Origin of the sequence: Bacilliculturomica massiliensis (genome assembly GCF_900605495.1) — a bacterium.
In the GTDB taxonomy this organism is placed as follows: Bacteria; Bacillota; Clostridia; order Peptostreptococcales; family Anaerovoracaceae; genus Bacilliculturomica; species Bacilliculturomica massiliensis.
Window position 1 is genome coordinate 62623 of the sequence record NZ_LR027598.1, and the last position, 13301, is coordinate 75923.

Annotated in this window: 11 protein-coding genes; 9 read left to right on the forward strand and 2 right to left on the reverse strand. The window is 56.7% G+C overall.

Going from position 1 to position 13301, the window contains the following annotated elements:
* The first annotated feature begins 48 nt into the window (after positions 1-48).
* The 3 genes from E0E37_RS02025 (at position 49) to E0E37_RS02035 (ending at position 3656) form a co-directional block, all read left to right on the forward strand.
* Positions 49-1386 (forward strand): Na+/H+ antiporter NhaC family protein, encoded by a 1338-nt coding sequence (locus tag E0E37_RS02025; protein ID WP_130861312.1) that lies wholly within the window; start codon positions 49-51, stop codon positions 1384-1386.
* A gap of 32 nt (positions 1387-1418) precedes the next feature.
* A complete protein-coding gene (locus E0E37_RS02030) occupies positions 1419-2633 on the forward strand; it encodes a M20 family metallo-hydrolase (protein ID WP_130861313.1) in 1215 nt (404 codons plus the stop codon).
* Between the two features lie 315 nt (positions 2634-2948).
* Complete coding sequence (locus E0E37_RS02035; RefSeq protein WP_130861314.1) at positions 2949-3656, forward strand: histidine phosphatase family protein; 708 nt, start codon at positions 2949-2951, stop codon at positions 3654-3656.
* A gap of 128 nt (positions 3657-3784) precedes the next feature.
* On the opposite strand, the gene E0E37_RS02040 is transcribed toward E0E37_RS02035, so the two are convergent.
* A complete protein-coding gene (locus E0E37_RS02040) occupies positions 3785-4699 on the reverse strand; it encodes a bifunctional enoyl-CoA hydratase/phosphate acetyltransferase (protein ID WP_130861315.1) in 915 nt (304 codons plus the stop codon).
* 22 nt (positions 4700-4721) lie between these two features.
* Positions 4722-5795, reverse strand: coding sequence for a butyrate kinase (gene buk, locus E0E37_RS02045; protein WP_130861316.1), 1074 nt, complete (start codon positions 5793-5795; stop codon positions 4722-4724).
* 285 nt (positions 5796-6080) lie between these two features.
* On the opposite strand from buk, the gene iorA reads away from it, so the two are divergent.
* The 6 genes from iorA (at position 6081) to E0E37_RS02075 (ending at position 13246) form a co-directional block, all read left to right on the forward strand.
* On the forward strand, positions 6081-7847 hold the full coding sequence (iorA, locus tag E0E37_RS02050; RefSeq protein WP_130861317.1) for an indolepyruvate ferredoxin oxidoreductase subunit alpha: 1767 nt from the start codon (positions 6081-6083) through the stop codon (positions 7845-7847).
* A gap of 1 nt (position 7848) precedes the next feature.
* On the forward strand, positions 7849-8430 hold the full coding sequence (locus E0E37_RS02055; RefSeq protein ID WP_130861318.1) for an indolepyruvate oxidoreductase subunit beta: 582 nt from the start codon (positions 7849-7851) through the stop codon (positions 8428-8430).
* 1 nt (position 8431) lies between these two features.
* The gene (gene alr, locus E0E37_RS02060; RefSeq protein WP_130861319.1) at positions 8432-9661 is read left to right on the forward strand and encodes an alanine racemase; all 1230 of its coding nucleotides are present in this window, start codon (positions 8432-8434) and stop codon (positions 9659-9661) included.
* Positions 9662-9909: 248 nt separating this feature from the next.
* Positions 9910-10563, forward strand: a complete 654-nt coding sequence (locus E0E37_RS02065) for a helix-turn-helix transcriptional regulator (protein WP_165445158.1) — start codon at positions 9910-9912, stop codon at positions 10561-10563.
* A 293-nt stretch (positions 10564-10856) separates the two neighbouring features.
* The gene (locus tag E0E37_RS02070) at positions 10857-12047 is read left to right on the forward strand and encodes a pyridoxal phosphate-dependent aminotransferase (protein WP_130861321.1); all 1191 of its coding nucleotides are present in this window, start codon (positions 10857-10859) and stop codon (positions 12045-12047) included.
* A gap of 8 nt (positions 12048-12055) precedes the next feature.
* On the forward strand, positions 12056-13246 hold the full coding sequence (locus tag E0E37_RS02075) for a tRNA-dihydrouridine synthase (RefSeq protein WP_165445159.1): 1191 nt from the start codon (positions 12056-12058) through the stop codon (positions 13244-13246).
* Positions 13247-13301 lie beyond the last annotated feature (55 nt).

Genomic DNA, 13301 nt, shown 5'->3' on the forward strand with positions numbered 1-13301 from the left:
GTGCGGAGAGCGCGGAGGAAGGATAAGTAAAGTATAAGGAGGAGAAAGATGGAATATGGTTTTCTGAGTATTACACCGTTAGTTTTGATGATCCTGTTGGCCGTTATCACCAAAAAAGTATTGGAGCCTGCGATCATCAGCACTCTGGCAGCTTTTATCATTTCTGATAAGCTGCAGTTTTTCGGAGCCTGGGTGGACGGCCTGGAGGCCGAGCTGTCAAACTTCGGATATTATGCTATCGTTTTTGGGGCCATGGGAATCCTGATCCGGCTGCTGATGAATTCAAAAAGCGTGATCCGGTTTGCGGAAATGTTAGCAAGATTTATTAAAAGCAAGAAGAGCGCGTTGATGGTGACCTGGTTAGCCGGTATTCTGATCTTCGCGGACGACTACATCAATTCGCTGGGGGTCGGGACCTCCATGAGAACGCTGACGGACCGGTATAAGGTATCCAGAGAGTTTCTCGCCTACGTGGTCAATTCCACCGGCGCAGTGGTCTGTACCCTGATCCCCATGTCCACCTGGGGCGTGTTCATGATCTCTCAATTTGAAAAGTATCCGGTCAGCGGCAGTTCCATGAGAGATTATCTGCATTCCATTCCCTTTATGTTCTATTGCTGGGCCGCGCTGCTGATCGTTCCCCTGTTCATCTTTAAGATCATACCTGTTTTCGGTAAGATGAAGAACGCCGAGCTTCGGGCTGAAACGACGGGCCGGGTATTCCCGGATGGATGCGGCCCGATGGAAGAAATGGATGAGAAAGATGGGATCAACAGCACCGCTTTGGATTTTATCGTTCCCATGCTGCTTTTCGTCATTTTGGGAATCGTATGGGGCAATCTTCCGAGAGCCATTATCGTGGCGATCCTCGCCTGCGGACTGCTGTATATCCCGAGAAAGATCATGACCTTTGAAGAATTCATGCAGGGAGTGATCGGAGGGATCCAGGATATGATCCCGGTGATGACGTTATTGGTATTTGTGTTTCTCCTGGGGACTGCCAGCAATGATCTGGGCGCGGCAGACTATATTACCAGCATTCTTGGCCCGCTGATGCACCCTTCGATCCTGCCCTTCGCCACATTCCTTGGGGTATCCCTTCTGGCAATCGGAACGGGAAGCTTCTGGGGTTCCGCTGCGATCGCTCTGCCCATATTTTTAGAGTTGGGAACCATGTCCTCCGCAAACCCGTACTTCATTTTCGGAGCGGCGGCTTCCGCCATTACACTGGCCTCCCACATCAGCTTCTGGAATGACGCGGTATTGCTCACCTGCACCGCCACAGAGATCAGAAGCAGCGATTACTTACAGACGTCGATACCGATGATCTCCCTGCCGCTGGCCATCGCCGCCGCCGGCTATCTGGCCCTTGGATTTATAGGTTAAATGCAATTCAGAAAGTAAAAAGGAAAAAGGCAATGATGGAAACAGAACTGAATTGGCTGCTAAACGCGTTAGAGGAAGCCGGCAAGACCGCCGTAAAGAAAGACGGGGAATATTGGCGCGCCTCCTACACGGCGGAGGATAAAGCTGTCGTTGAGCTTTTGGCCCAGTATATGAGGGAAGAGGGGATGGAGATCTTTTTTGACGCCGTGGGAAATCTGCATGGCGTTCTGGAAGGAAAAAGCAGAGATGTGATCATGGTGGGATCCCACAGAGACACGGTGCGCCACGGCGGGAAATACGATGGAATGCTGGGGATCCTGGCGGGGATTCGGGCAGCAGGCAGCTTGTACAGACAATTTGGGAGGCCGGAAAAAACGCTGGAGGTCGTTGCCATGGCTGAGGAGGAGAGCAGCCGTTTTCCCGCGTCGGATTACCCTGGCAGCTCCAACATTGCGGGAATCATGCCCCGATCCGCTCTGGAGCTCACCGACGCCGATGGGGTCACACTTGGAGCCGCCATCAAAGAAGCGGGATATCGGGGGGAGCCGCTGGACCGGAAACGGCCGGAGATCAAGCGCTTTATCGAGATGCACATTGAGCAGGGAGGCGTCCTTGAACACGAGGGGAAGCAGATCGGCATTATCAGATCCATCGTGGGTCAGTGGGGCGGAAGGATCGATTTTGTGGGAGAGCAGAATCATGCCGGAACGACGCCAATGGATTTGAGACGGGACCCCGTACCGGTCATGGCGGATTTTATACGGGATATGTTCTGCCGGATCAAGCCGTATGAAGGAGATCTGGTGCTGACGATGGGAAAGATCGACGTGTGGCCGGGAAACGCCAATGTTATTCCGCAGAAGGTGTCAGTCACTTACGATCTGCGGTCAGCTGATTATGATCTGGGGAGAAAGGTATTTGCCGATATGCTGAATTTGCAGGACAAGTATCGTGGTGCAGTCAGAATAGAAGTGACTCCCGCATGGGAGGATAGACCTACGGATCTGGATCCCCAGGGCATTGAGGAGCTGGAAGCCGTGGCCAGGGAGCTGAACTATCCATATAAGATAATGAACAGCGGAGCTGGCCACGATTCTCAGAATATGGCGAAATCCTATCCGACTAACATGATCTTTGTGCCAAGCGTGGGGGGAGTCAGCCATCATGAAAAAGAATACACGAAGCCGGGGGATCTGGAAGCGGGCCTTGCCGTCTTGAAAGCTTATCTGAAAAAACTGAGTTGGTAAACTCCCGTCAAAACTTCCCGTCCATATCAGAGGTAATATGGACGGGAACACTTTTTTTGCCGCGTTTTCAGGCAGGCCGCAGCGCAAACCGGGGTCGAAATGGGCCAACCTCAGAACGGGCGGACGGAGACGCTGAAGCGCCGCGGCCGGCGCTGACAGGGTCCAGATTCCTGGCAGGACGCGTATCTCTGTTTTTGTTTTACTTTCCAGCTCCGATTGGGTATACTGATTAAGAATGGGCAGCAATTTCAGTTTTTGGTCGGCTGGCAGAGCGGTCCCTTACAGGAAAGAGAAGCAGATGAGAGGAACGGATAAATGAGATTGATTTTCGTGAGACACCCTCAGACGGAGGGGAATGTAAAGCGTCTGATATACGGCCGCTACGACGCGCAGTATTCGGAGGAAGGGAGGAAGAGCATCCCGGGCATCGTGGAGGCGCTGCGTGACGTGAAGTTCGACGCGCTGATCGCAAGTCCCCTTTCGCGCACCCGATACCTGGCGGAAGAGATCGCTGCGGATCACGGACTGACGCCGGAGGCGGTCCGGTATGACGACAGGATTCTGGAGATGAATTTCGGCGTGCTGGAAGCCATGACCACGAAAGAAGCGAAGGAAAATCAGAAGGAAGTCTACGACGGCCTCATGGCTGATTACGAGCAGTACGTCATCCCGGAGGGAGAGTCCTGCGTCATGGTATACGAACGCGTGGGCCAGTTTCTGGAGGATATCTACGCGGAGTTTGAGGGACGGCCGCAGAAGGAGGAGCTTTCCGCCTGGGAAGAATGGTCCGGCACGGTGAAAGAGAGCCGGGTGAAGGCGGAGACGCGGAGGGAAAAGACCATCGTGGTAGTCGCACACTCCATGGTGATCCACGTGGCTCTGGCTCATCTGCTGAAGATCGCGCTGCACGAGATCTGGCACATCAAGATAGAGCCGGGCTCTGTGGTGGATCTGGACTGGAGGTGCGATTTCGCCATGCTTCAGGGACTGGCGGGGCCCTTCAACATTCGGGAAATTAAGTGAGGTGAAAGCGGGCGGTCTGGGTTCGTTGATCAGAGCTGGGTCAGATGAAGCCGCCAGGATCGGCGCGAAGAGAATAAAACGAGCATACCGGCGCCTGGAAAGCGGGCGATCGGCATGCTCGTTCTTTTTTACAGCTTGGCCAGCAGCACGCCCAGAGCGAGAGAGGCGTACTTGGATCTTGGGTCGCTGGCCCTCGACGGCAGGATGATGGGAGCCTTCGTGCCCACAACGATCCCGGCGTTCTGGGAGTGCAGCAGATAATTCAGGGATTTGTTCAGAGCGTTGGCGGTCTCTATGGCCGGGGACAGGATGATATCAGCCTGTCCGCAGACTTCGCTTCTGATGTTTTTCTTCTTCGCGGCTTCCGCGGAGAGGATGTTGTCCATGGCCAGGGGGCCTTCCACCAGGGCGTTTCCGAAGGCGCCCCGGTCCGCCATCTTGCAGAGACAGGCGGCGTCCACGGTGGCCTGCATCTTGGGATTCAGCACCTCCACGGCGGCCAGCACCGCGGCTTTCGGCGTCTCAACGCCCAGGGCCCGGGCCACGTCGATGGCGTTGTGCAGGATGTCGGCCTTTTCCGGCAGGGTGGGGGCGATGTTCATACCGCCGTCTGTGCTGATGAGCAGCCGGTCGAAGCCGGGGATGTCCAGAACTACCAGATGGCTGACGAGCCGTCCGGCGTTCAGACCGCCAGCCTTGTCGAGGGCGGGTTTCAGCAGAGCGCCGGTGGCGATGGTTCCCTTCATCAGAATGTGGGCGTTTCCGGCGCGGACTGAGTCGATGGCGGCCTGCACCGCCTCCGCCGTATCCTTTACGTCGTTGATCTCAAAATTCGCCGGCTTCATGTCCAGCTCCTTCATAAGCGGGAGAATGCGGTCCGCGTCCCCAAAGAGAATGGGCCGGGCCAGGCCGGAATCCCGGGCGTCCTTTACCGCGTGAAGCGTGTTTTTGTCATAGGGTACGGTTACGGCGATGGCCACGCCCTTTTTTTCCGCCGCAGCGGCGACCAATTCTTCAAAATTGCGGATCTGTGTCATGTCCATGTTCCTCCTCTTGTTCTCTTAGCTATCGTTGCGCTTCATAGGTTTTTACCGGCAGGGCTCCCCGGAGCGCCGCGTCCAGGTAGTAGGCCAGACTTTCCATCTCCTCCTCGCCGGGCTTCAGGATGATCCTGCCCAGAAATCCTGCCCGCTCCGTGACGAGGTCTACAAAAGCCTGGGAAAAAGCGATGCCGCCGGTGAGAATGATCCCGTCCAGCCGGCCGCAGAGCACGGCGGCCATGGAGGCGATCTCTTTCGACACCTGGTAGGCCAGACCGTGAAACACCTGGTATGCGGCGGGGTTTCCTTCCTTCATCATCCGCTCCACGTCGCGGAAATCTCTGGTGTTCAGGTAGGCGGAGACGCCGCCGTTTCCGTTCAGCATCTTTAAAACTTCTTGTTTCTCGTATTTGCCGGAGAAGCAGAGCTTGGCCAGCTCCCAGCTGTTCAGCTGTCCGGAGCGATCCATGCTGAAGGCGCCCTCCCCTCTGCTGGTGGTGGAGTCGATGATGCGGCCGCCGCAGTGAGCGCCGATGGAGACGCCGCCGCCCAGGTGAGCCACCACGAATCGGCAGTCTTCATATGATTTCCCCAGTTCGGCGGCGGCGGACATGGCCACCCGCTTGTGGTTCAGCGTGTGCGTGCGGCCGTAGCGGGGAAGGAGCGGGTGGCCGGAAATTCTGGCCACATCCTGCATTTCATCCACAGTGATGGGGTCCGCGATATAGCCCGGCACGTTCCAGGCGTCAGCCAGTCCCCGGACCAGAACGGCGCCCAGATTGGCGGCGTGCTCGCCGTAGCGGGCGGCAGTGAGATCCGCCAGCATGTCGTCGCTGATCTCGTAGACGCCGGACTCCACGCTTCTCAAAAGCCCGCCGATGCCGATGAGACCCTGAAAGGACGAGCCGTCAAAGCCGGCGGCGGAGAGCGCGGCGCTGACTACAGACTGACGGAAATCCTTTTGAGCGATTATATTAATGTAAGGGGAGAGCTCCTCCGCGGAGTGGGAGATCGTCTCTGTAAAGATCGCCTCCGCGCCGCGGAACACGGCGATTTTCGTGGAGGTGGATCCCGGGTTGATGATGAGCAGTGATTTCATGGTGCTTGCTCCTTTCCTTCTTTAGAGTGGCGTTGTTGTGCGGTGGTTTCCAAGAGAACCTTACCACATGTTTAGAAAAAATGAAATAGAAAAACACAAATTTATTATAAAATTATTATAAAAAAGAGTTGAAATTATAAAATTAATATATTATACTTTGAGCATACCAACCAAACAGGTTCTCTGCCTGAGTCTGATCCTTGAATAATATTACAACAACAAATCGGCGCGGTTCTGCCGTGGGCGGTGCGCCGCGCGTCCAGGGAAAAGAAAATGGAGGGAAACATGAAACAAGTTATGCTCGGGAACGAGGCTATCGCCAGAGGCGCCTATGAAGCGGGCTGTCTGGTAGCGGCTGCGTATCCCGGAACCCCAAGTACGGAGATCCTGCAGAACACAGCAAAGTACAAGGAGATCAGCTCCGAATGGTCCGTCAATGAAAAGGTGGCGGCGGAGGTGGCCATCGGAGCGTCCATGGCGGGAGCGAGAGCCATGGCGGCCATGAAACACTTCGGTCTGAACGTGGCTTCCGACGCGGTATTCCCGGCAGTTTACGAGGGCGTCACCGGCGCGCTGGTCATCATCTGCGCCGACGATCCGGGGATGAACAGCTCCGGCACCGAGCCCGACAGCCGGAACTTCGGGCCCCACATGAAGATGCCCATCATCGAACCGGCGGACAGTCAGGAGTGCAAGGATTACACGAAGCTGGCTTTCGAGCTGTCGGAGCGCTTCGACACGCCCTTCATGGTCCGGACCACCACCCGGGTCAACCACGGCAGCGGCATCGTGGAGCTGGGTGAGAGAAAAGAAGCCGGCGTGAAGCATTATGAAAAAAATATCATGAAGAACACGAATATCCCGGCCATGGCCAGAAACAAGCACAAGAACGTGGAGGCCAGGATCAACGAGATCCGGGAATATTCCAATGTATGCGACCTGAACCGCATCGAGTTCAACACAAAGGAACTGGGCATCGTGTGCAACGGTATCTCCTACCAGTATGCGAAGGAAGTGTTCGGGGACAGCGCGTCCTATTTAAAGATCGGCTTTTCCTACCCCATGCCCGACAAGAAGATCAGAGAGTTTGCCGGCATGGTAGACAAGATCTACGTCATCGAGGAACTGGATCCTTATATGGAAGAGCACCTGAAGATGCTGGGCATCGACTGCCTGGGCAAAGAGGTTCTTCCTCTGTGGCTGGAGTATTCCGCCAATATCATCCGCAGGGGCTTCGGGCTGCCCGTCACCGAGGCGGCTTACGCGGTAGAAGCGGAGGCGCCGGTGCGCCCGGCCAGCTTCTGCGCCGGATGTCCGCACCGCGGCATCTATCATGAGGTGAGCAAGTACGCGGGCAAGATCGTCGCCACCGGCGACATCGGCTGTTACGCCCTGAACATTCAGCCCCCCTTCAGCGTGACGCACACCATGATCGACATGGGCGGAAGCATTACGGCGGGTATCGGCTTTGAGAAAGCGGAGCGGGTGGCCAGGCGGGATTACAAGGTCTTTTCCTTCATCGGAGACTCTACCTTCTTCCACTCCGGCATCACCGGGCTGATCAACGCTGTTTATAATAAGGCTGCCACCAGCATTTTCATTCTGGACAACAGCACCACCGGCATGACGGGGCACCAGGATAATCCCTGCACCGGCATGACGCTGATGAAGGAGGTCACCACAGTGGTGGATATCCGCAGTCTGGTAGTTGGCTGCGGCGTGAAGGAAGAAAACATTCGCACGGTGGATCCCTATGATCTGAAGGCTACGGAAGCGGTGGTAAAAGAAGCGTATGAGTCTGACGAGCTGTTCGTGGTCATCGTGAGACAGCCCTGCGCGCTGCTCAAGAGCGTTATCTCCGCGCGCAAGGACCAGCACTGTGTGGTCGATCCCGACAAGTGCAGAAACTGCAGGCTCTGCATTACGAAAACAGCCTGTCCCGCGCTGCAGCTGGCGGGCGGCAAGGTGGAGATCTCCAGAGAAGACTGCAACGGATGCACGATCTGCAGCCAGATATGTCCCTTTGACGCAATAGAAAAGGTGGGTGAATAACATGGCAGAGACGAAATCCATCGCCATCGTTGGCGTAGGCGGTCAGGGCACGGTTCTGACCTCCGATATTCTGATCGAGGGCCTGGTGGATCTGGGCTTCGACGTAAAAAAGACGGAACAGCATGGGCTGTCCCAGAGGGGCGGTTCCGTCAACTGCTTCGTAAAATACGGAGACAAGGTCTACGCGCCGCTGATCGCGGAGGGAGAGGCCGACGTTCTCATCGCCTTTGAAAAAATCGAGGCGATGCGCTGGCTGAAGCTCCTGAAAAAGGACGGCACGCTGGTGGTAAACGACCATGAGATCTATCCGATCCCGGTGAAGATGGGCAAGGCGGAATACCCCGCCGACGCCATCGGGCAGCTGTCCAGAGCGGTGGAGAAGACCTACGCGGTGGACGCCTCCGGGGAAGCACAGAAGATCGGGACTATCCGGGTGGCCAGCATCCTCCTGCTGGGCGCGCTGGTAAAGATCATGGGGCTTTCCGATTACGACTGGAAAAGCCTGATCAGCAGAAAAGTGCCCGCCAAGTTCGTGGATATGAACCTGCGGGCCTACGAGGCCGGTCTGGCCAGCATAAAATAGCATGGACGGCTATAAAATGAAAACTCCTCTTAGACACATACATATTGACAGGACGGATCCCGCGGGGTCCGTCTTACTCTATCCGGAGTACGCCGATACGATCTGTGAGATCAATGTGGGCCGATTGTACCACAACATTGATATCCTGGAGGAGATCGCAGGCGGAAAGGATAAGGTGACGGCGGTGCTGAAGGCCAACGCCTACGGCCACGGGGCCGTACCGCTGATGGGCTACCTGCTGGATTACGGCGTGACGCGCTATGCGGTGGCCAATCTGTGGGAGGCTCTGGAACTTCGCGGCAGCCACAGGGAGGGCCGGATACACGTTCTGGGGCGGACGCCTGACACTGGGCTGAAGCTGGCGGCTGAGAACGACGTTGCCGTATCTGTTTCAGAGCTGGATCAGGTGATGCGCATGAAGGAAACAGGCGCTGTGGCGGAATTTTATATCAAAGTGGACACGGGCATGCATCGCTTCGGCCTGCCCTGCGACGAGACGGGCGTGGCGGAGGCCGCAGCGATGGCGGAAGCGGGCGGTGAACGATGTCTCGGCGTGTTCTCCCATCTGGCGCAGAAGGACGAAGACTCGGACCGGGAGCAGGACCGGCGTTTTCGCTGGTTTCTCCGGGAGTGGGAGGCTGCGGCGGGCAGGGTCGTGGAACCGGCGGTGAAAGTGGGACCGGCGGTGAAATCAGGCGCCGGCCCCGCAGCTGAGGCGCACATTCTGGAGAGCCATACGGCGCTCCGATATCCGGATCTGACATACTCCGCCGTGAGAGCAGGCGCCGTCCTGTACGGCTACGGAGACCATCCGGACCTGCTTCCCGTGATGACCCTGCGGAGCAGAGTGTGCGCCATGCGGAGAGTGGAAGGCGGCGAAGGCGTGGGCTACGGCCTTCGGGACAGAGCCGACCACAGCAGATGGATCGCCGTGCTGCCCGTGGGGTATGCGGACGGGATCCCCTCTGCGCTGGGTCACGGAAAAGGCTTTGTGACGATCTGCGGCAAGCGGGCGCCCTATGTGGGAGGGCTGAGCATGGACAGCAGCCTGGTGGATGTGACGGGGATCCAGGGGGTAAAGCCGGGGACGCCGGTCACGGTGTTCGGCACGGGGAGCCGGGACATGACCTTCGTGAAGGCTGCGCAGCTTTCCGGCCGCATGCGTCCCGAGCTGCAGGCGGGTCTGGCCCGGAGGATACCCAGAGTATATGAGACGGAACGGCGGCGCTGATGCGCCGCCGCTTTTTAGTATGCAGAAAATATCGCTCTTTTGCCACGGCGGCCGGGATGGGGAGGATCGCGTGTCAGGATGCAGACAGCATATATGGCGAGATCTGCGGGGACGGGCAGTCCCGTTTGCCGTGAGTCGAAATGGATGAAGAAAAGAGCAGTTTTCAAGAGCAGCCATTTATGCTATTATAAAATTATTATAAAATAAAGATGAATCTGGAGATCGAAACGAAACAAAGAGGTAAAAGGATGCATGATTTAAAGGCGACACTGATTGAAATAGCAAAGGCCATCGCGCTTTCCATGGGGGAGACCTGCGAGGCGGTGGTCCACGATGAAAATAGGGTGATCATCTATATTGAAAATGGATTTATATCCGGCCGACAGACGGGACACGTAATGGACGACAGCGTGTTTGAATATCTGGCCGACCGGTCCAGAAAAGAAAACGGCAGCGTGGTGCGGCTGACGAAGAAGGCCAACGGAGAGCTGGCGAAATCTACTACGGTCATGTTCTTCGACGAAAATGGCAAGTACGAGGCTATGCTGTGCTTCACCATGAATCTGACGTCTTTGAATCAGGCCAGAAACATGCTGGATATGCTGATGAATATTCAGCCTTTTGAAGCCAATGAGGAGCAGAAGGACAATATGACCATCGCGGATTACACCAGAAATGTGATCGCTGATATCATCAAGGAGGTGGGAAAGCCTTCCACGCTGGGACCGAAGGAGATCAAGCTGCGAACGCTGCGGATGCTGGACGAGAAGGGCGTGTTCCTGATCAAGGATTCGATCCCGCAGGTGTGTGAACTGCTGTCCATCTCTCAGGCCACCCTATACAACTATTTACGGGAGATCCGCACAGATACGGTGGACCTGCTGCCCATGCGCGGGAAATAATGCGCGGAGCAGCGAGGGGAAAAGAGGAGTCATGCAAAAGGCCTTGTAATGGGTCTGACGCATGACTTTTTTAATGTAAAAGGAGGGCTTCCCCATATGTGGCCGGTGGGCATGGATATGGCTGTCTAAAGGGCGGACTGCTATATTTGAAATAATTTTATTATAAATAGAAATAAAATATAGACAAATTTTATAACACGTGCTATTATGAAGATGTTGTAATATTATTATAAAAATCAGACGAATGTAGAGTAAAATTATCTTCGCTCAACAGAAAACGAGGTGCTGATCAAATGAGAGATTATGAACCGGGCAAGATGAAAAAGGTTCCGTTCACCGGAATCCGCCGCGTGCTGGAGAAGGCTACGAAGCTGGAGGCGGAAGGAAAGAGCGTCATCCATTTCGAGATGGGGCAGCCGGACTTCGACACGCCGGAAAACATCAAAGAGGCCGCCAAGCGGGCGCTGGACCAGGGCGTTACCTCCTATTCGTCCAACTACGGTTATCCGAAGCTGCGTCAGGCTATAGCGGATAAGCTGGAAAAAATGAATAAGATCAAGGCGGACCCGGCCACAGAGATCATGGTGACGGCGGGCGGCGAGGAAGCCGTGGCCGTGGCCATATTCGGGATGCTGGAAGCGGGAGACCAGGTCATTCTTGCAGATCCGGGATACATACCCTACGCCAGTCTGGTCAAGATCGCGGAAGCCATTCCCGTCACCGTGCCGCTGGTGGAAGAAAAAAATTATACATTTGATATGGAGAAGCTGGAAGCGGCTGTCACAGATAAGACTAAAATGCTGATCCTCAGCACGCCGGGAAATCCCACGGGGACCATGATGGACGGGGAGAGCCTGAGCCGGCTGGCGGAGATCTGCAAAAAGCACGATCTGCTGGTGCTGGCCGACGAGGCCTACGAGCAGGTGCTCTACGATGGAAATCAGCACGTATCCTTCGCCTCCCTGCCGGATATGTGGGAGCGGACCATCACCATTCAGTCCTTCTCCAAGACATACTCCATGTGCGGCTGGAGGATCGGATACATAGCGGCGCCGGCCTATTTGATCAGGACCATGGTGCGGGCGCACCAGACCATGCTCATGTCGGCCTGTTCCTTTGGCCAGATGGGCGCCCTGGAAGCGCTGACCGGCCCACAGGATTCTCTTCACGAGATGCTGGCCGAGTTCGATCGGAGAAGACTGCTGATGTACAACGGTCTGACAGAGCTGGGGATCCCCTGCAACAGACCGCAGGCGGCCTTCTATCTCTTCCCGGACATCAGCGAGTTCGGCATGGGGAGCTTCGAGTTTGCGGAATACCTGCTGGACAACTACGGCGTGGCCGCAGTGCCCGGCGTAGAGTTCGGGCAGGCAGGGGAAAACCACCTGCGTATCTCTTACGCCAACTCCTATGAAAAATGTCAGGAAGGCCTGGCGCGGATCCGCAGGTGCGTGGAAGACCTGCGGGCCGGGATCAGAAAGTAGGCGGCGTCATGGATCTGTCAACGGAATTTTGCGGCGTGCGGTTTCAAAACCCTGTCGTCGCCGCCTCCACGGACATGAGCCGCGCGGCGGCGCGATTTGAAGAGCTGCTGAACAGCGGCGTGGGCGGAATCATCACCAAATCGGTGACCGACGCGGCGGCGCTGCAGGCCAAGGGCATCGCCCGGTTCGACATCCGGGATCAGGATCAGAAGCCGGTAAGCGGGGAGATCCCGAAAAACTACACCTTTTTCTCCCGGGGCGGCAGCATGGTGAGCATGGAGCGTTTCGAGGAATACGCCGGCGATCAGCTGGAGCAGGCCCGGGAGCGGGGCGTAGTGCTGATCGGCAGCATTTCTGCGGCGAAGAAAGAAAACTGGGTCGCCTACGCAAAACGGATGGAGGCCATGGGCTTTCCCATGCTGGAGCTGAACTTCGGAAACCCCCACGGCGAGGCCGCCGGCGGCAAGCTGGGCTTCCTGCTGGGACAGTCCGAGGAGCTGTGCTGCGATATCGTGGGCGCCGTTATGCAGGCCGTCGGTATTCCGGTCATCGTGAAGCTGACGCCTCAGGTGGCGGACATGACAGCCATCGCAGGGGCGCTGGCGAAGATCGGGGCGAAGGCCGTCACCGTCATGCACCGCTACCAGGGACTGGTGGTGGACGCGGAGACGGAGGAACCGTCCCTGGGCGGCTTTGCAGCCATCGGCGGACCGTGGATGAAGCCCATCGCCCTGGCGAACATCGCAAAGATCTATCGCGGCGGAAACGGTCTCTCTATCTGCGGCGGAAACGGCGCCGACACCGGCCGGGACGTGGCGGAGTACATGATGTGCGGCGCGTCGCTGGTGCAGATCGGCTCCACGCTGATGCTGCGGGGGCCGGAGGCGGTCTCCGGCATCCTGTCGGAGCTTGCGGAGACAGCGGAGGGCAAGGGCCTGAAGCGCGTGGATGAGCTGAGAGGGAGGATCGCGGACAAGATCGTGACCTACAAAAACCTTGGCGAACTGCCGGCGCGGGAGTCACACATGGATCTGGAACAATGCGAGGCCTGTGAGGAAAAGATCTGCGTCCGGCGCTGTTACTTCGGAGCGCTCTCCGCAGAAAACGGCAGGCTGGAGAAGGATGGGGAACTGTGCACAGGCTGCGGCATGTGCCGTCACGTATGCCCGAAGGGGGCTGTGACGCTTTCCTACATATAAAAAGCGTCTTTACCGCTGGCAGGGAATCATGGGCTCCCTTTGAAAGGGAATGAGA

Coding starts and splice junctions, on each gene's coding strand:
- E0E37_RS02075 (WP_165445159.1), top strand. CDS start 12,056: ATGGATCTGTCAACGGAATTTTGCGGCGTGCGGTTTCAAAACCCTGTC.
- E0E37_RS02070 (WP_130861321.1), top strand. CDS start 10,857: ATGAGAGATTATGAACCGGGCAAGATGAAAAAGGTTCCGTTCACCGGA.
- E0E37_RS02035 (WP_130861314.1), top strand. CDS start 2,949: ATGAGATTGATTTTCGTGAGACACCCTCAGACGGAGGGGAATGTAAAG.
- alr (WP_130861319.1), top strand. CDS start 8,432: ATGGACGGCTATAAAATGAAAACTCCTCTTAGACACATACATATTGAC.
- buk (WP_130861316.1), bottom strand. CDS start 5,795: ATGAAATCACTGCTCATCATCAACCCGGGATCCACCTCCACGAAAATC.
- E0E37_RS02040 (WP_130861315.1), bottom strand. CDS start 4,699: ATGGACATGACACAGATCCGCAATTTTGAAGAATTGGTCGCCGCTGCG.
- iorA (WP_130861317.1), top strand. CDS start 6,081: ATGAAACAAGTTATGCTCGGGAACGAGGCTATCGCCAGAGGCGCCTAT.
- E0E37_RS02030 (WP_130861313.1), top strand. CDS start 1,419: ATGATGGAAACAGAACTGAATTGGCTGCTAAACGCGTTAGAGGAAGCC.
- E0E37_RS02065 (WP_165445158.1), top strand. CDS start 9,910: ATGCATGATTTAAAGGCGACACTGATTGAAATAGCAAAGGCCATCGCG.
- E0E37_RS02025 (WP_130861312.1), top strand. CDS start 49: ATGGAATATGGTTTTCTGAGTATTACACCGTTAGTTTTGATGATCCTG.
- E0E37_RS02055 (WP_130861318.1), top strand. CDS start 7,849: ATGGCAGAGACGAAATCCATCGCCATCGTTGGCGTAGGCGGTCAGGGC.